This is a genomic window from Marinifilum sp. D737 (genome assembly GCF_026672275.1).
In the GTDB taxonomy this organism is placed as follows: domain Bacteria; phylum Bacteroidota; class Bacteroidia; order Bacteroidales; family Marinifilaceae; genus Marinifilum.
This window is the reverse complement of record NZ_JANQCD010000012.1, coordinates 41,727-59,682: the sequence shown is the minus strand read 5'-3', so window position 1 is coordinate 59,682 and position 17,956 is coordinate 41,727. Positions and strand designations below refer to the sequence as shown.

At 37.2% G+C, this 17,956-nt stretch carries 15 protein-coding genes; 3 read left to right on the top strand and 12 right to left on the bottom strand.

What is annotated here, in order from left to right; translation table 11 throughout:
• Window positions 1-95 precede the first annotated feature (95 nt).
• The 9 genes from NQ163_RS09165 to glmM form a co-directional block, all read right to left on the bottom strand.
• Window positions 96-815, bottom strand: a complete 720-nt coding sequence (locus tag NQ163_RS09165) for a tRNA1(Val) (adenine(37)-N6)-methyltransferase (RefSeq protein ID WP_268190048.1) — start codon at window positions 813-815, stop codon at window positions 96-98.
• A gap of 51 nt (window positions 816-866) precedes the next feature.
• A complete protein-coding gene (locus NQ163_RS09160) occupies window positions 867-1,634 on the bottom strand; it encodes a TIGR02757 family protein (protein ID WP_268190047.1) in 768 nt (255 codons plus the stop codon).
• A gap of 5 nt (window positions 1,635-1,639) precedes the next feature.
• Window positions 1,640-2,299 (bottom strand): ABC transporter ATP-binding protein, encoded by a 660-nt coding sequence (locus NQ163_RS09155; RefSeq protein WP_268190046.1) that lies wholly within the window; start codon window positions 2,297-2,299, stop codon window positions 1,640-1,642.
• 3 nt (window positions 2,300-2,302) lie between these two features.
• Window positions 2,303-3,238: a calcium/sodium antiporter gene (locus tag NQ163_RS09150; RefSeq protein WP_268190045.1), complete on the bottom strand. Its 936-nt coding sequence runs from the start codon at window positions 3,236-3,238 to the stop codon at window positions 2,303-2,305.
• A 211-nt stretch (window positions 3,239-3,449) separates the two neighbouring features.
• Window positions 3,450-3,677: a twin-arginine translocase TatA/TatE family subunit gene (gene tatA, locus NQ163_RS09145; protein WP_268190044.1), complete on the bottom strand. Its 228-nt coding sequence runs from the start codon at window positions 3,675-3,677 to the stop codon at window positions 3,450-3,452.
• A gap of 609 nt (window positions 3,678-4,286) precedes the next feature.
• On the bottom strand, window positions 4,287-7,268 hold the full coding sequence (gene secDF, locus NQ163_RS09140) for a protein translocase subunit SecDF (RefSeq protein WP_268190043.1): 2,982 nt from the start codon (window positions 7,266-7,268) through the stop codon (window positions 4,287-4,289).
• A 150-nt stretch (window positions 7,269-7,418) separates the two neighbouring features.
• Complete coding sequence (locus NQ163_RS09135; RefSeq protein ID WP_268190042.1) at window positions 7,419-7,844, bottom strand: retropepsin-like aspartic protease; 426 nt, start codon at window positions 7,842-7,844, stop codon at window positions 7,419-7,421.
• Between the two features lie 206 nt (window positions 7,845-8,050).
• Entirely contained in the window at window positions 8,051-8,989 is a 939-nt protein-coding gene (gene mdh, locus NQ163_RS09130) for a malate dehydrogenase (RefSeq protein WP_110363366.1), read from the bottom strand.
• 507 nt (window positions 8,990-9,496) lie between these two features.
• Entirely contained in the window at window positions 9,497-10,885 is a 1,389-nt protein-coding gene (gene glmM / locus NQ163_RS09125) for a phosphoglucosamine mutase (RefSeq protein ID WP_268190041.1), read from the bottom strand.
• A gap of 205 nt (window positions 10,886-11,090) precedes the next feature.
• On the opposite strand from glmM, the gene NQ163_RS09120 reads away from it, so the two are divergent.
• Complete coding sequence (locus NQ163_RS09120) at window positions 11,091-12,107, top strand: pseudouridine synthase (RefSeq protein WP_268190040.1); 1,017 nt, start codon at window positions 11,091-11,093, stop codon at window positions 12,105-12,107.
• A 72-nt stretch (window positions 12,108-12,179) separates the two neighbouring features.
• Here the strand turns inward: NQ163_RS09120 and NQ163_RS09115 are convergent, their stop codons facing one another.
• A complete protein-coding gene (locus tag NQ163_RS09115) occupies window positions 12,180-13,379 on the bottom strand; it encodes a pyridoxal phosphate-dependent aminotransferase (protein ID WP_268190039.1) in 1,200 nt (399 codons plus the stop codon).
• A 410-nt stretch (window positions 13,380-13,789) separates the two neighbouring features.
• On the opposite strand from NQ163_RS09115, the gene NQ163_RS09110 reads away from it, so the two are divergent.
• A complete protein-coding gene (locus tag NQ163_RS09110) occupies window positions 13,790-16,414 on the top strand; it encodes a valine--tRNA ligase (protein ID WP_268190038.1) in 2,625 nt (874 codons plus the stop codon).
• An 87-nt stretch (window positions 16,415-16,501) separates the two neighbouring features.
• Here the strand turns inward: NQ163_RS09110 and NQ163_RS09105 are convergent, their stop codons facing one another.
• Entirely contained in the window at window positions 16,502-17,023 is a 522-nt protein-coding gene (locus tag NQ163_RS09105) for a hypothetical protein (protein WP_268190037.1), read from the bottom strand.
• Window positions 17,024-17,197: 174 nt separating this feature from the next.
• Between NQ163_RS09105 and NQ163_RS09100 the strand changes: the two genes are divergently transcribed.
• Window positions 17,198-17,554: a RidA family protein gene (locus tag NQ163_RS09100; RefSeq protein ID WP_268190036.1), complete on the top strand. Its 357-nt coding sequence runs from the start codon at window positions 17,198-17,200 to the stop codon at window positions 17,552-17,554.
• A 56-nt stretch (window positions 17,555-17,610) separates the two neighbouring features.
• On the opposite strand, the gene NQ163_RS09095 is transcribed toward NQ163_RS09100, so the two are convergent.
• Entirely contained in the window at window positions 17,611-17,907 is a 297-nt protein-coding gene (locus tag NQ163_RS09095) for a hypothetical protein (RefSeq protein WP_268190035.1), read from the bottom strand.
• Between the last annotated feature and the right edge of the window lie 49 nt (window positions 17,908-17,956).

The following is a 17,956-nucleotide window of genomic DNA, read 5'->3' as shown; positions in this document are numbered from 1 at the left end:
AAAAAGAATTCAAGAAAGCAATAGTTGTTAAAGACAGCATTAGAGCCGTCTTTACAATGCCTCATAAAAATTGTTTTTTTATATGCTGACCGGACTTAAAACTTCAAATAAAAGTCTTTAGTCAGTTCAATATATTGTGGAGAATATACATGTCTTTGTCCATTTTCAACAACAAGTTCTTCCTCCAGGGAGTTGCATTCGCTCAAAGAAAATTCTAGCAAATACCTTTTTGCTGGCTTGCCAGGATTGGGCAACACACAACACTTTCTTTTCAATGAAAATCCTGTCAGTTTCGCTAGCCTTATGAAGTAGTTTCCTTCTTCAATAGGCAAAACCACCGAAAAAGTTCCTTCAGGATTCAAAAGTTTTTTGGCACCCTCCAGCAATTCTTCAAATGGCAAGTGATCCGCATTTCTGGCCTTGGTTCTCGATTCCTCTTTTGCATCCAAACCATTCATAAAATAGGGTGGATTGCTAACAATGGCATCATACTTTTCTTCGCTACGAGCACAAAATTCCTGGAAGGATTCGTGAATACCACAAATTCTATTGGTCCAAGGACAAGCATTGATATTTTCCATAGCTTGTTGATAAGCCGAGTCATCAATTTCAACAGCATCGATTCTAACCTCTGAATTGGTTCTTTGCGCCAACATGATAGCAATCAAGCCGGTTCCTGTTCCAACATCAAGTATTCGTTCTGATTTTTCCGCATCGGTCCATGCCCCCAATAGCACACCATCAGTACCCACCTTCATGGCAGATCCATCTTGATGTATTGTAAATTGCTTGAATTTGAAATAATTGTTAGGCATGTTTCTTTCTAATTGAGTAATGATCAAATGAGTGAATAGGCAATGTAAGAATCAAAATTTCTCGAATATTCCCAATCCGAAAAGCGCATAATCATATTTTACAGGATCATTGGGATCAAAGGAGCGAAGACTTTTTGTTATTTCTTCCACCGCAGGCCAATCGCTTTGCTTGCGAGTTAATAAACCCAGTTTTCTCCCAACATTTCCGGTATGAACATCCAATGGTAAAAATAAATCCTTGGATTCAATTCCTTTCCACAAACCAAAATCTACATCGCGTTCATCATCACGAACCATCCAACGCAAATACATATTAATTCGTTTTGCAGATGATTTCTTCAGTACATTCGAAATGTGTTTTTGAGTTCGAGTGAGATGTTCCGGTTCAAAAAACACTTCACGAAAATAGGCAATAGCAGATTTTACATCACCTCCCATTTCAAAACCTTTGGTAAAAACACTTTCGAGTCCATCATGTTTCTGGTAGATGTTCTTTAGCGATTTGATAAAGAAAATACAATCATTACCATTAAAGGTTCTGTGCTTAAACTCCCTAAAAACATCTAAATCTGCCTCGGTTGAATTCATCAGAAACTCATAAGGTTGTTGATTCATGAACTCCATCAATCGCTTCGCATTTCGAATGATAGTAGGTCTTTGTCCCCAGGCAATACTGGCACTTAAAAAACCAGCAATTTCTATATCTTCTTTGCGCGAAAATTGTTTTGGTATTAATATGGGATCCGATTCGATGAAAGATTCTCTGTTGTAGAGATCATATTTTTCTTCCAGGAATTCCTTTAAATCAGCAAAATTCATATTGCTTATTTTTCGATCAACCCATCGGAGATGACTATTTTTCGATCAGACATTTCGGCCAATTCCAAATCGTGGGTTACAATTACAAACGTCTGATTGAATTTATCTCTTAGCGTAAAAAAAAGTTCGTGCAATTCCTGTCTGGTTTTGGAATCAAGGTTTCCTGAAGGTTCATCGGCAAGAATCACCAAAGGATCGTTTATGAGTGCTCTGGCAACTGCAACCCTTTGCTTCTCACCTCCCGATAATTCTGAAGGCTTGTGGTCCATTCTGTGTTCCAGGTTCAACATTTCCAAAAGCTCCTTCGCTCTTTCTGTAGCTTCCGCCTTCGATTTTTTTGCAATGTATGCAGGAATACAAACATTTTCCAAGGCAGTAAACTCAGGCAATAAATGATGAAACTGGAAAACAAATCCAATATTTGAATTGCGAAATGCAGACAAATCCTTTTCGTTTAATGTAGCCACATTGGTACCGTCGTAAACAATGGCTCCACTATCAGGTCGATCAAGAGTACCCAGAATTTGAAGCAGAGTGGTTTTTCCAGCACCACTGGCTCCCACAACTGATACAATCTCTCCTTTTCCAATGGTAAGGTCAACTCCCTTAAGAACATTTACTTCGCCAAAACTCTTTTTGATTTGTTCTGCACTAATCATACTCATCAATTATTTCATAAAAACCAAATATACATAAAATAGGTAAGATGAAAGCAATAAAACACCCTTCCATCTGTGCAGTTTTCCTTTTTTCAAAGGCAAAATCAACAAGAACAATAGCACCGATACTGCGAGCATAAACAATGCATCAAAAGAAATAATTTCAGCACTTACTCGTATATTCTTAATGATAGATGTTACTCCAAGTACGCCAAGAACATTAAAGATATTTGATCCAATAATATTCCCTATGGAAATGTCCATTTCTTTTTTATAAGCAGCAACAGCCGAGGTCGCCAATTCGGGAACCGATGTTCCAAAGGCAACTATGGTCAATCCAATTACACGTTCGCTCACACCAAAATCAAAGGCAATATTTTTTGCGCTTCCTACCAACAGGCTGGCTCCAAAATACAATCCAAGCGATGATGCTGCAATTAATAATACTGCAACCGGAATAGATTGTTTAGCTGTTTTTGCTTCCTCCGAAAGGTTTCTGTTTTCTCTTCTCGAATTCCAAATGGTCCATACCATAAAGAAAATCAACAATACAACAAATGCAATTCCTTCTATGGTTTGAAGTTTACCATTTAGAGCAAAAATATAGAACAAAAGCGATGCTCCCATCATAACCGGCCAATCGTATTTAATGGAATTACTACGAACCGGCAAGGGCAATAAAATAGCTGTAAAACCAAGTACTAAGGCAATGTTGGAGATATTCGACCCCACCACATTTCCAATAGAAATATCCGGACTACCGCTAAGAGCTGCATCTAAACTAACAAAGAGTTCGGGAGCCGAAGTACCAAAAGATACAACGGTAACTCCAACCACCAAGGTTGAAATTTTAAAATGCGATGCAAGGGCAACTCCTCCTTTTACAAGCAGATCGCCACTATACAATAGGATTATAAATCCCAATAGTAAATAAATATAGTCCATTGATATGATAAAATTTATCCGGGAAGGATAAGAAAGGCATTTTCCTGTTTAAAGAAACTGATTAAAATTTATCCTTCATTCTTTTTATATGAACAAATGAAGCCTAACTTCCTTAAATTCCATTTAATAGAAGCACTATTCGTATGAAATTTGCCTTATTACTCTTCATTTGTTCATTGATAAAAAACTCTAAAAACAAATCTACTCGTTTCTATAGCTTCTTATTGATATCATCCTTAAAATCCTTGATATTATCAATAATATCGGTTTCATCTTTTATTTCCTTTTTGATATCGTCGGCCGCTCGTTTGAATTCTTTCATTCCTTTGCCAAGACCTTGGGCCAATTCTGGAATTTTTTTCGATCCAAAAAGTAGGAGAATTACAACCAGAACAATAACAATTTCCGCTCCACTAATAAATAAAAGTATGCTTTCCATCTGATGAATATTTTTCACAAATATACCTAAGAAATTTCAAATTAATACGATAGTTGTTCATACTTGTATGCGAACGAACCAGAAAATTTTAAATGCCATATTTGGTGAGGATGTGAACCTTGCAAAAATCGCACAAACATGCGATGTACCGTAATATTTACAGTGGAATTCAATCGCAAACAACCAAATCCTCCAAATCACCAATCTCTGTGTAATTTGTGGTTTAAAAAAAAATGCATATGAAAAATATTGAACCACAGAATGCGAAGAGGAGCATAGGGCAAATTTAACCAAAGCAGAAACAGAGCACCGCGGCAATAGTTGATATTGGTTTCCTTACGGAATTAAAATTTGCAGTTTGGAATTCCGACTGGCCTTCGGATTCCCAATTGCAGGAAAACAGGTTATCATTATGGGCTCGTACTTACAGCCCTAATTGGTACAGCTGGAGATTTACTGCCTTTTGCGTTAGGGATTGGAGTGGATACCCCACAGCGAGGAACGAGCGAGGAGTAGCAACGAAAAGCCCGACCGACGAAGGAGGGAACGCCCTAAAATAAAAATCCCCCGAACCAATAGGCCGGGGGATGAAATTTATTGAAAGTTCAATTATTTCTTTCTTTTGTCTACTACTTTTTGAACACGTAAGCTTGTGTCGTAAGCAATAGGAGATGCAATGAATAGTGATGAGTATGTACCTACCATAACACCAACTAGCAATGCAAATGTAAATCCTTGAATTGAAGTACCACCGAACAAGAAGATTGCCAATAATACTACCATTGTAGAAAGCGATGTACTAAATGTACGACGCATTGTACTGTTCAAGGCTTTGTTTACAACCTCTTCGCGATCGCGCTTAGGATATAATCCCAAGTACTCACGAATACGGTCGAATACTACCACGGTATCGTTAATAGAGTAACCAACTACTGTAAGGATGGCTGCAATAAATGCCTGATCGATCTCTAATGAGAATGGCAATAATCCATATCCAACAGAGAAGATACCCAATACGATGATCGAGTCGTGAGCCAATGCAGCAACCGCACCTAAACCATACTGCCAGTTCGAGAAACGAACCATGATGTATAGGAAGATCACAATTAATGCACCCAAGATAGACCACAATGCAGAAGTACGAATATCATCAGCAATGGTAGGACCTACTTTCTGAGACATTTTTCGGTTGTCTTCCAAGAAATCAGCTTTGCTTGTTCCATCAGCAAGATATGGTTTTAATCCTTGGTAAAGCAGATTTTCTACTTCATCATCTACTTCTGTTCCTGATTCTTCAATCTTGTATTTGGTAGAAATTTTAACCTGGTTAGCACCACCAAAAGTTTTTACTTCCGGAGCGTGACCATATACAGTTTCCAATGATTTAGCAACATCTTCAACACCTACTGCCTTATCGAAAGCTACAACGTAAGTTCTACCTCCAGTAAAATCGATACCTTGGTTCAAACCTTTTGTAGAAAGTGATACAACACTTAATACAATAGCAGCACCAGAAATTACGTAGAATACTTTTCTTTTCTGTAAGAAAGTAACAGCAGAGTTTCTCAACCAGTTATCGGTAAATTTAGTTGCGAAAGTAACGTTACGATTACGTGCAGTTTGTGCTTCAAAAATTAATCTTGTAATAAAGATTGCAGCAAACAATGATGAGAAAATACCGATTACCAATGTAGTTGCAAAACCTTTAATTGGACCTTCACCGAATAAGTAAAGAATGATACCAGTTAATAAGGTAGTGATGTTACCATCGATAATTGCAGAGTAAGCATTCTTATAACCATCAGAGATTGCAAGACCTAATCCTTTGCCTGATTTCAACTCTTCCTGAATACGCTCATAAATCAGTACGTTCGCATCAACCGACATACCGATTGTTAATACAATACCCGCAATACCTGGTAAAGTAAGAACAGCTCCCAATGAAGCCAACACCCCAAAGATGAATAACAAGTTTGTAATCAATGCAATGTTAGCTGCTAAACCTGCACCTTTACTGTAGAAGAAGAACATGTAAACCAATACCAACACGAAAGCAATGATAAATGAGTACATACCTTTTTGGATTGACTCTTTACCTAGAGATGGACCAACAACTTCGTCGGCAATAATATGAGCCGGAGCAGGAAGTTTACCTGACTTCAAGATGTTTGCCAAGTCTTTTGCTTCAGCAACAGTAAAGTCACCACTAATGCTTGACTGACCACCTTTAATTTCTCCTAATACATTTGGTGCAGAATATACATATCCGTCCAATACAATTGCAATTGCACGGTTTACATTGTCTTTGGTTAAACGGGCCCAAGTTTTAGCACCTTCACCACTCATACTCATCGAAACTTCGTATTTCGCAGTTTGTTGGTCAACTTGCTCGCGTGCTGAAGTAACGGCATCACCATCCAATGGAGCTTTACCATCGCGGCTTGTTACTTTAATAGCAAATAATTCGAATACATTACCTGCTTCGTCAATAGGCTTAACACCCCAGAAGAATTTCAAGTTACGAGGTAGTACTGATTTAATGGCAGGCATTGCCATTACACCATTCACCTCAGCAGTATCCTTAACGTGAGCCATACCCACAACTGCTTTTGAAGATCCACCTTGTTGAGTTGGGTTCAGGATTGAGAACAATGGATACATTTTAGCCATTGCTTTTGCATCTTGCGATGTAGCCAATGAATCCTGAGCACCTTCTTCTTCAATTTTATCTAAAAGAGCAACATCTTCATCTTTTGCTTCTTTTTTTACCTCTTCGGTAGCAGCTTCTTCTTCAACATCGCCTGCATTGTTAATTTCGGCAAGTTTTGTATTTGCTGCATTTAAGTACTGCATTACTTCAGGAGCACTGTAAGTTTCCCAGAACTCAAGACTTGCAGTTCCTTGAAGAAGCTTACGTACACGAGCAGCATCTTTAATACCTGGAAGTTCGATGATGATACGACCCGACACATCCGCTTTTTGGATGTTTGGCTGAGCAACACCGAAACGGTCGATACGAGAGCGAAGAATATTGTAAGTATTATCAATCGCGCCGTCAGTTTCTTCCTTGATCACCTTTAACACCTCTGCGTTTGAAGCTCCAAAAGGAATCTTGTCTTTCATCTCAAGGGTACCGAAGATATCAGGAGATGATAACTGAGCGTTAGGATCGATTTGCTCGAATGCTTGTCCGAACAACTCAACGAATCCTTTACCACTGTTTGCCTGCATTTGTTTTGCTTTGGCAATGGCAGCATTAAAAGTTTCATCCTTGCTGTTGTTAGCCATCGCTCTGATGATATCAACAACAGAAACTTCCATTGTAACGTTCATACCTCCCTTAAGGTCTAGCCCTAAGTTCATTTCCAACTCCTTACACTCTTTGTAAGTGTAATTCTTCAACCATAAGAAATTGTAAACCCCTTCTCCTCTAATAGAGTCAAGGTAGTTTTGTTCTTTCTTAATGTCGCCAGCTCCAAACTCTCGAGCTTCCTTTTCAACTTTTTTCGTTACGTAAGTAAAAGTCAATTGATACAAACTCACTAACGCAAAGACAATAGCGAGTAGACGAATCGCTCCTTTATTTCGCATGTGTTTAGGTTTATTAAATTCTTATTTTATGTGGTATTTTATACTTTCAACCGCAAATTAACGCACAAATATATTAATTTTTTTCTAATTCCTTTGTTCAATAATTACTAGCATTTTATGGATTTTCAGTCCTTTGTAAATCCTGCATGCTTACTCTTTGTTTAATTGCAAAACTCTCCTTCTGTAATCAATAATTCCATTGTACTTTAAAAGGAAGTCGCTACCCAGCAATCCACAAATCTCTCGATTGCAATATTGGCGGTACATTTCATTAATTCCCGATAGGTCAATCAAGGCACAAGAAAAGTGGTTTATGCATAGAGTTCCAATCTGAAAACGATCGATTTTAGCCATCTCTGTTTCTATGCTACCCTCGCCTAATCCTCTTGATTTTACTTCAGATTCTTCTTGAGTTGCTTTTTGATAATCGTCAACAAAATTTTTGTCAAGAACCGTTTTAGAGGCACCGGTATCGATCACCATTTCACCTTTCTGACCAGAGTTAATTTCACACTCAATCATCAGATGAAAACTATTCTCTTCTAATTCTACAATCTCTATCGGTATCTCTATCATGTTCTTCAATTTCAACAAAGGATAGCAAATATACCAAAAGGAAAGCTATTTTACCACATGAATACTGAACAAAAGTGATTGAGAGTTAATCTACAAACAGATTCTTGAGTAAATGAGTATCCATTTGATTAAAGAGGGTTTGAGAATTGGAAAAAAAAAGGTCATCTCAAATGAGATGACCTCTTCCCTTTAATAAAATGAACCGATTAGGCCATAATGTTCATTTCATCTAAAACTTTCATTACAGACTTAACAGCTTCTGCTGAATCTTTCAACAATGCCATTTCGTCTTCATTCAATTTAACTTCAATAATTTCTTCGATACCGTTTTTACCCAATTTAACAGGTACACCCAGGTAAATATCTTTCATTCCGTATTCGCCATTCAACAATGCACAAACAGGGAAAATTCTTTTTTGGTCACGAACGATAGCTTCAACCATTTGAGCAGCAGCAGCACCTGGAGCATACCAAGCAGAAGTACCCATTAGGTTTACAAGCTCACCACCACCGAATTTAGTTCTTTCGATAATAGCGTTCAATTTTTCTTCTTCGATCAACTCAGTAACAGGAATACCTGCTACAGTTGTGTAACGTGGAAGTGGTACCATAGTATCACCGTGTCCACCCATCAACAATGCTTGAATATCTTTTGGATTAACATCTAATTCTTCAGCAAGGAAAGCACGGTAACGAGCTGTATCCAATACACCTGCCATACCAAATACTTTGTTTGATGCCTTTTTAGCAGTTAAGAAAGCTGCATAAGTCATTACATCAAGTGGATTTGATACGATAATGATGATTGCATCAGGAGAATGAGCAATTACATTTTCAGTAACTGATTTTACAATACCGGCGTTAGTAGCGATTAAGTCATCACGACTCATACCCGGTTTACGAGGAAGACCAGAAGTAATCACAACAACTTCAGATCCTGCTGTTGCAGTATAATCATTAGTTACACCTTTAACTCTTGTGTCGTAGTAGTTAATAGGAGCAGTTTGCCACATATCTAATGCTTTACCTTCTGCCAATCCTTCTTTAATATCAACAACAATAACTTCGTTTGCCAACTCTTTCTGAGCGATACAATTTGCACAGGTTGCCCCCACGTTACCTGCACCAACTACGGTAATTTTCATATCAGTAAGTTTTTAGTAAGGCGCTTTACAATTTACTTTAGATAACATTAGTCTTGCAGTAAATTGCGTAAGCAATATTCATTGATTTATTAATTATTTCTCTATCTTAATGTAGAATTTTTTCTCTATTCTGAGAACAAATATAAGTACATTGCCATATTTGCAAGTATAAAAACAACTGCTTTCCAACAGCTATTTCTAAATATATAAAAAATCCTCAACAAATATCGAACTTATCACATATTTAGAGATTTTAAAATTGGGTAAAAACACCCATACAGCAGGTTTCAAGAATAAACGATAATCGGGTCTTCTAGTATTATCAGTAATTTCAGCATAAAATGCGGAGCCTTTTTTTTTATTTTTGGTTCATTGATATTAATGAAAATTGTAAGTCTACAGTCAGAATTCACAATACGCAAACGATTACGGATTTTTTTCTGTTATAAATAAAAAAAGTGCATTGATTAACACCAATGCACTTTACTTAAAAAATATGAGATTTTATTATTTAATGATCTCTTTAATCTCTGAAATGATTTTTTCCGCTAATTGATTTGCAGTTTCCTCATTCTCACTTTCCGAATAAATTCGAATAATTGGTTCGGTATTAGATTTTCTTAAATGAACCCATTCGTTTGCAAAATCAATCTTCACACCATCAATATCATTCACCTGCTCGTGTTGATATTTCTCTTTCATCGCTATAAGAACCGCATCAACATCAATTTCCGGAGTCAATTCAATCTTGTTTTTAGAAATAAAATAGTTTGGATAAGAAGCTCTCATTTCAGAAGCTTTCATTCCTGTTTTTGCAAGGTGGCTCAAAAATAAACCTACACCAACCAAAGCATCGCGACCATAATGACTGGCAGGGTAAATAATTCCACCGTTTCCTTCACCACCAATTACAGCATTTTTTGCTTTCATTTTAGTTACAACGTTTACTTCACCTACAGCTGAAGCTTCGTAGGTTCCATTGTGCTTTTCGGTAACATCACGAAGAGCGCGTGTAGAAGATAGGTTTGAAACCGTATTTCCTGGAGTATTTGCCAAAACATAGTCAGCACAAGCTACAAGAGTATACTCTTCACCAAACATGCTTCCGTCCTCGTTCACAATCGCAAGTCTGTCAACATCTGGATCGACAACAAAACCCAAATCAGCTTTGCCATCTTTCATTACATCAGCAATAGCAGTTAAGTTTTCAGGAAGTGGTTCCGGATTGTGTGGGAAGTGACCATTTGGTTCGCAGTACAATTCTACTACATTTTTAACTCCCAATGCACGAAGCATACCTGGAATTGCAATACCACCAACCGAATTAACAGCATCAACAGCTACTGAGAAATTTGCTTTTTTGATGGCTTCCACATCTACCAAATCCAAAGACAGAACATGGTCAATATGCTTTTGAGTATAATCATCTACATTAGTAATACTTCCTAAATCATCAACATCTGCGAAAAGAAAATCTTCTTGCTCTGCAATGCTTAGCACTAACTTTCCATCCTCATCATTAAGGAATTCACCTTTTTCATTTAATAATTTAAGAGCGTTCCATTGTTTTGGATTGTGACTTGCAGTTAAAATGATACCCCCATCAGCTTTTTCTTCTGTTACTGCAAATTCGGTTGTTGGCGTAGAAGCCAAACCGATTTCCACAACATCAATCCCTAAGCCAATTAATGTACCAACTACAAGCTTATCAACCATTTCACCTGAAATTCGAGCGTCGCGACCTACAACCACTTTAATTTTTTTGCCATCATGTCTTCTGATTGCCCAAGTTCCATATGCAGCTGAAAACTTTACCACATCTAAAGGACTAAGACCTTCGCCTACTTTTCCTCCAATTGTTCCGCGTATCCCGGAAATTGATTTAATTAATGCCATTTTTTAATTTTTGTTAAATGTTTACAGTCACACACACAAATTTAGTGTCGAAAAAAAACAATGAATTAATTTTCGAATGTACAAATGTAAAAAATCTATCAGGTATATTTTACAATCAAAATGAACTTTTTGAAATCTTACTCAAATATATTCTTTGATAATTAATACCTTTGCAAGTTCAAAACATTGATCATACTGTCAGAAAATGGAAGAAAAGACTTACGGTAAGCCTAGAAGAGGAAAGACAAACTACCGATCAAAAAAATATAGTGGAAACAGATCAGAAGAATCAAAATCCGATTTTAGAAAAGATTCTAAAAGCAGAGAAGAAAAAAAAGATTTTTCTGAAAATCCAGAGAAAAAGAAGCGATTTTCCAAGCAATCGGATCAAAAAAGACCTTTTAAATCAAAAAAACGATTTAACGAAAATGGTCCTGACAAGGAATCGTTGCGCAAAAGACACTACAGCAAGAAAAAGCAGCTTGAACATGCTCGAATGGTAGGCCCAAAAGATGGTATCCTGAGATTGAATAAATTCATTGCCAATTCTGGCGAATGTTCCAGACGCGAAGCTGATTCAAGGATAGCAGAAGGTCGTGTTACTGTAAACGGTGAGGTTGTAACAGAAGTTGGAACCAAAGTGAATCTGAAAGATAAAGTTTGTATGGATGGAGTTTTACTTCAGCCAGAATCGAAAGTTTATCTTGTTTTGAACAAACCAAAGGATTTTGTAACCACTTTGGATGACCCAATGGGGCGAAAAACTGTAATCGACTTGATTAAAAACGCTTGCAATGAAAGAGTTTATCCTGTTGGAAGATTAGATAGAATGACAACAGGAGTTTTGTTGTTTACCAATGATGGCGATCTTACCAAACGCTTAACACACCCAAGCTACAACAAGAAGAAAATCTATCATGTATTCTTGGATCGTGAAATTTCACAGGAAGAACTTGACATGATTGACAAAGGCCTGGAGTTGGAAGATGGTTTCATCAAATCGGATGCCATTAGCTTTGCCGATCCTAAAGACAAAAAGCAAGTTGGAATTGAAATCCACTCTGGAAAAAACAGAATTGTTCGTAGAATTTTCGAACATTTAGGATATACGGTAGAGAAACTTGATCGTGTTTTCTTTGCAGGAATTACCAAGAAAAATATCCCAAGAGGAAAATGGAGATTCTTAACTGCTGAAGAAGTTAGAATGCTAAAGTTATTCTAAGAGAATATACCAATAAAAAAACGGCTCCCAAATTAAGAGCCGTTTTTTTTATATGAATATGTGTAATAACTTTTACAAAGTTCTTCCTGGATAAACCTTTAATGCTTCGGCTAAAGTTTCCATTGCATTTGCAAGATCTTCTTTCTTCAATACGTATGCAATACGAACCTCGTTTTTACCTAAACCTGGAGTTGCATAGAATCCGGTAGCAGGAGCAACCATAACTGTTTGGTTTTTGTGCTCGAACTCTTCCAAAATCCACTGAGCAAATTTATCAGCATCATCAATCGGAAGTTTTACTACTGTGTAAAACGCACCTTTAGGTATTGGGCAATAAACACCTTCCATTTCATTTAGGGCAGCAACCATGAAATCGCGACGAGCAATATACTCATCGTAAACTTCAGTAAAATATTCCTGTGGAGTATCCAAAGAAGCTTCCGCTGCAATCTGACCAAATGCAGGTGGGCATAAACGAGCTTGAGCGAATTTTAATGCAGTAGTAATTACCTCTTTGTTTTTGGTAATCATAGCACCAATACGAACACCACATTCCGAATAACGCTTCGATACCGAATCCATCATTACTACGTTTTGCTCTAATCCTTCAAGGTTCATAGCTGAGAAGTGCTCTTCGCCACCATAACAGAATTCACGGTACACTTCATCAGAGAATAAGAACAAATCGTGCTTCAAAATCAATTCACGCAATTGGTTCAATTCCTCTTTAGAATACAAGTAACCCGTTGGGTTGTTTGGATTACAAATCACAATCGCCTTGGTTTTTGGAGTCATCAATTTTTCAAACTCTTCGATTGAAGGCAAAGCAAAATCATTCTCGATACTTGAAGTAATAGGTACAACCTTAACACCAGCTGAAATCGCAAAACCATTGTAGTTAGCATAGAATGGCTCTGGAATCAAAACTTCATCACCAGGATTTAAACATGTCATCAATGCAAAAGTAATTGCCTCTGATCCACCAGTTGTAATCAACATCTCTTCTTCGTTAACATCAATACCAATATTTTGGTACATTTTAGCCAACTTCTTACGGTAAGATACATTACCTGCAGAGTGAGAATACTCAATAACTTTCTCCGTACAATTTCTAATTGCATCCATTGCAACTTCCGGAGTTTTAATATCAGGCTGACCAATGTTCAAGTGATAAACTGTTCTGCCTTTAGCTTTTGCGCCTTCTGCATAAGGAACCAATTTACGAATTGGTGATTCAGGCATCAATCTTCCTTTATCTGATATCTGTGGCATTTGTTATAAATATGTTTAAGTGTTTGATTTAATTTGTTAACAAGTGCCTAAAATACTTAAAATGCCTAAAGTACTTAAAGTTGTATAATCCAATATAAAGGTGGATTCCTTTTCGATCATTTTTAACTTTAAGTACTCATAAATACTCTAAGTACTTAGAAACTTAGTTTGCCAAAAGTATATAAAAAAGCAGGTAAAAAAAATGATTTTTAATGCTTTTCAGCATCGATTTAAAAAACTGACCATTAGGAAGTAGCAGACGATTGGTTTCAATGATAAAACGATTGCGGACTCTTATTTACTATTTCCCTCATTTTATTGTCATTCAGTGAAGTAATATCCCATAGAATTTCTTAATTTTGACCCAAATTTTTTTGAAAATATAGAATTATTAAATTATAGTTAAACAAATGGAAATCCCAACTAAGTACAATCCTGCAGAATCGGAGGACAAGTGGTATAAGTATTGGATGGATAAAGGATTCTTCCACTCAGTACCAGACGAGAGAGAGGCGTATACAATTGTAATTCCGCCACCAAACGTCACCGGTGTGTTACACATGGGGCATATGCTAAACAATACAATTCAAGATGTATTGGTCCGCAGAGCCAGATTGCAGGGTAAAAATGTCTGTTGGGTACCAGGAACCGACCACGCGTCGATTGCTACCGAAGCTAAAGTTGTAAATAAACTAAAGCAAGAAGGCATTGCCAAGGCAGATATCACTCGCGACGAGTTCATGAAACACGCTTGGGAGTGGAAAGAAAAGCATGGTGGAATCATTTTGGAGCAGTTGAAAAAATTAGGTGCTTCATGTGATTGGGAACGTACTGCTTTTACCATGGATGAATCTTTGTACGAATCAGTAATTGATGTATTCATCGATTTGTATAAGAAGGATAAGATTTACCGTGGTGTTCGTATGGTAAACTGGGATCCTGCAGCACAAACTGCTGTATCCGACGAAGAGGTAATCTACAAAGAGCTACAATCAAAGCTTTACTATTTAAGATATCAGATTGAAGGAACAGAAGATGAGTATGTAACTATTGCTACTACTCGTCCGGAAACCATTTTAGGTGATACCGCTGTTTGTGTGAATCCAAACGATGAACGTTTTACTCACCTAAAAGGCAAGCGTGTAATTGTTCCTTTGGTAAACCGTTCTGTACCTATTATTCAGGATGAATATGTAGATATGGAATTTGGTACTGGTGCATTGAAAATTACACCAGCTCACGATTTGAATGACTACGAAATTGGTGATCGCCATAATTTGGAGTCTATCGATATCTTTAACGACAATGGTACCATGAGCGAAGCTGCTCAAATGTACATTGGCAAAGATCGTTTCGAAGTTCGTGATTTGATTATTCCTGATTTGGAAGCTGCCGGTAACCTGGTAAAAATGGAAGATTACGTGAACAAAGTTGGTTTCTCAGAGAGAACTGATGCCGTAATCGAGCCTAAGCTAAGTATGCAGTGGTTCTTGAAAATGAAAGAACTTTCGGCACCAGCATTGGAGCATGTAATGAATGATGACATTCAATTACACCCTGCTAAATTCAAGAACACATACCGTCACTGGATGGAGAATGTGAAAGACTGGTGTATTTCTCGTCAGTTGTGGTGGGGACAACGTATTCCTGTATACTATTTGCCTGAAGGCGGATATGTAGTTGCCAAAACGATTGAGGAAGCTATTGAAGAAGCAAAAGCGAAAACAGGTAAAGAATACAAAGCTGAAGACTTGCGTCAGGATGAAGATGTATTGGATACCTGGTTCTCTTCTTGGTTGTGGCCAATTTCGGTTTTCGATGGAATTCGCAAGCCTGGTAACGAAGAAATTAAATACTATTACCCAACCAATGACCTTGTGTCTGGTCCGGATATTCTATTCTTCTGGATTGCACGTATGGTGATTGCGGGTTATGAATATATCGGCGAAAAGCCATTTAGCAATGTTTACCTAACAGGTATCGTTCGCGATAGCCAGCGTCGTAAGATGTCTAAATCATTAGGTAACTCACCAGATCCATTGGATTTAATTGCCAAGTATGGTGCTGATGGTGTTCGTGTAGGCATGTTGCTTTGTTCTCCTGCAGGTGGTGACTTGTTGTTCGACGAAAACTTGCCAGAGCAGGGACGTAACTTTACTACCAAGATCTGGAACGCATTCCGTTTGGTTAAAGGTTGGGAAGTTGCAGACATAGACCAACCTGAATCAGCAAGAATTGCAACAGAAGTATTCCATGCACGTTTGAACAAAACCATGGAAACACTGGATGAGCAGTTCAAGCAATACCGTATCAGCGAAGCATTGATGACTGTTTATACCTTGTTCCGCGATGAATTCTCATCATGGTATTTGGAAATGGTAAAACCAGGATATCAGCAGCCAATCGACAAGAAAACTTACGAAGCTACAGTTGGCTTGTTCGAGAAATTGATGCAGTTGCTGCACCCATTCATGCCATTCCTAACTGAAGAAATTTACCAGTTATTGGCTGATAGAAATGAAGAGGATAGCATCATGATTTCTGTTATGCCTAAGCCTGAAGCTTACAATGCTGCATTGTTGGAGAAATTCGAACAAGTGAAGGAAGTGATTGTTGCGGTTCGTAACATCCGTAAGCAGAAAAACATTGCATTTAAAGATGCTTTGGCAATGAACTACATGGTGAAAGAAGGCAACTACGATACAGCTTTCGACACTGTAATTGCTAAAATGTGTAACCTTAACGAGATTTCTGCTGCCAATGGCGAAATGGCTGGAGCAATGTCTTTCATTGTAAAAGCTGTTGAGTATTTCATTCCTCTTGGTGACTTGGTTGACGTTGAAGAAGAGTTGAAGAAAATGGAAGAAGAGTTGAAATACACTCAAGGATTCCTTGCTTCTGTTCAGAAGAAAATGAGCAACGAACGCTTCGTAAACAACGCACCTGCCAAAGTGGTTGAAATGGAGAAAAAGAAAATGGCAGATGCCGAAGCCAAAATCAAAGTTTTGGAAGAGCGTATTGCAAGCATGAAGTAATAGACGCAGATGATCATGATTTATTTATGATCCTCGCAGATTAAATATTTAGATGCCGTTTCATTCATTTGAAACGGCATTTTTTGATTACTTTCTTAAAAAGATTATTTTGACTGAAACAGTTATCTCTGATTCAGAGCTAATGTTCTCATTAAATAATTTTTCAAATTCAGAAAAACTCATCATTCCTTCTTCTGGATATTCATCGGAATTATCTATATCAAAATCATTGTCTACAAATATCATTTCATTACCTGATAGTGTAAATGGCAAAACTTGCGTGTCAACATCGGGTTTACCTTCTTCTTTGTCTTCCTCTTCGATAGGAAAATACAATTCGATTGCAGTTTCGTTGTTGGTATACTTCCAATCAACAACATCGCCATATATTAATTTACAGGTACCGTTCTCATAGAATTCCATACTGCCATTTATATCTATCAAATCAGTAATGTCGTAGTTTACAGACTTATTATTGATTTTTGTGACAATGGTTTTGGTATACTCCCAATTTCCAATAACACTTGTGTCAGAATCGTCATCACTGCAGGAAATGAATGTAAATATTGACAATACTGCCACAAGGAAAAGTTTGATTAATTTGTTCATTTGATAAAATTTAAAAATTAGAACTCAAGTGTGGGAATGGAATATAAAAATGAATGCATTTGTGTGCAAATATATCTATTATGCTAATTTGGATGAATTAATTCATTGTAAAAAGCATTAAGTATCCTGTTTTTTTTATTTTCGCTCTCAAAATAACTTAAACATTTACCAAAAATGACAATCAAAAGAATCGATTCAACTCCAAGAATGAGCCGTATTGTAGAGCACGGCAACACCATTTATTTGTGTGGACAAACTGCAAAAGATGCGAATGCAGATATTAAAGAACAAACAGTAACTACACTTGAAAAAGTAGAAGAGTTATTGGAAAAAGCTGGTTCTGATAAGAAGCACATTCTATCTGTAACCATTTACGTTCGCGATATGAAAGATTTCGCTGCTATGAACGAAGTGTGGGATGCATGGGTAGTTGATGGATATCAACCAGCACGAGCTTGCGTTGAAGCACGCATGGCTCGTCCTGAACTATTGGTTGAAATGTCTGTTGTTGCAGCTAAGAAAGAAGCTTAATCACAGTAAAATCATAATACAAATCCGAAATACCATATTGGTGTTTCGGATTTTTTTTACGCTTGCAACTTCTCTCTCTTTTTGTTTCCAATTAGTTCATAAATGTACCTTCCCAGAAAAAAGATTAGCAACACAAGTAAGAATTGGTCAAGTAAAGACCAATACTCCATTTGAGATGGAGAAAAATACGCTTCCATCTGCAAATCTTCTGATCCACTAATTGCTTGCAGAATAAATCCCATTCCAAAAAGAACTGAGAATACCATACGAGGCCAGCTAATGCGTTTCTGATACAACTTGTAAATGGTATTAGCCATTAAGAAGAGACCGATAATTAATCTTCCAAAATCCATATACTTTATTTTACTGTAGAGATTGACAAATATATCTACCCTGGCCGGT

Excerpts from the sequence above, each read along its gene's own strand:
- NQ163_RS09165 (WP_268190048.1), bottom strand. The coding sequence starts at position 815 with ATGCCTAACAATTATTTCAAATTCAAGCAATTTACAATACATCAAGAT.
- NQ163_RS09160 (WP_268190047.1), bottom strand. The coding sequence starts at position 1,634 with ATGAATTTTGCTGATTTAAAGGAATTCCTGGAAGAAAAATATGATCTC.
- NQ163_RS09155 (WP_268190046.1), bottom strand. The coding sequence starts at position 2,299 with ATGAGTATGATTAGTGCAGAACAAATCAAAAAGAGTTTTGGCGAAGTA.
- NQ163_RS09150 (WP_268190045.1), bottom strand. The coding sequence starts at position 3,238 with ATGGACTATATTTATTTACTATTGGGATTTATAATCCTATTGTATAGT.
- tatA (WP_268190044.1), bottom strand. The coding sequence starts at position 3,677 with ATGGAAAGCATACTTTTATTTATTAGTGGAGCGGAAATTGTTATTGTT.
- secDF (WP_268190043.1), bottom strand. The coding sequence starts at position 7,268 with ATGCGAAATAAAGGAGCGATTCGTCTACTCGCTATTGTCTTTGCGTTA.
- NQ163_RS09135 (WP_268190042.1), bottom strand. The coding sequence starts at position 7,844 with ATGATAGAGATACCGATAGAGATTGTAGAATTAGAAGAGAATAGTTTT.
- mdh (WP_110363366.1), bottom strand. The coding sequence starts at position 8,989 with ATGAAAATTACCGTAGTTGGTGCAGGTAACGTGGGGGCAACCTGTGCA.
- glmM (WP_268190041.1), bottom strand. The coding sequence starts at position 10,885 with ATGGCATTAATTAAATCAATTTCCGGGATACGCGGAACAATTGGAGGA.
- NQ163_RS09120 (WP_268190040.1), top strand. The coding sequence starts at position 11,091 with ATGGAAGAAAAGACTTACGGTAAGCCTAGAAGAGGAAAGACAAACTAC.
- NQ163_RS09115 (WP_268190039.1), bottom strand. The coding sequence starts at position 13,379 with ATGCCACAGATATCAGATAAAGGAAGATTGATGCCTGAATCACCAATT.
- NQ163_RS09110 (WP_268190038.1), top strand. The coding sequence starts at position 13,790 with ATGGAAATCCCAACTAAGTACAATCCTGCAGAATCGGAGGACAAGTGG.
- NQ163_RS09105 (WP_268190037.1), bottom strand. The coding sequence starts at position 17,023 with ATGAACAAATTAATCAAACTTTTCCTTGTGGCAGTATTGTCAATATTT.
- NQ163_RS09100 (WP_268190036.1), top strand. The coding sequence starts at position 17,198 with ATGACAATCAAAAGAATCGATTCAACTCCAAGAATGAGCCGTATTGTA.
- NQ163_RS09095 (WP_268190035.1), bottom strand. The coding sequence starts at position 17,907 with ATGGATTTTGGAAGATTAATTATCGGTCTCTTCTTAATGGCTAATACC.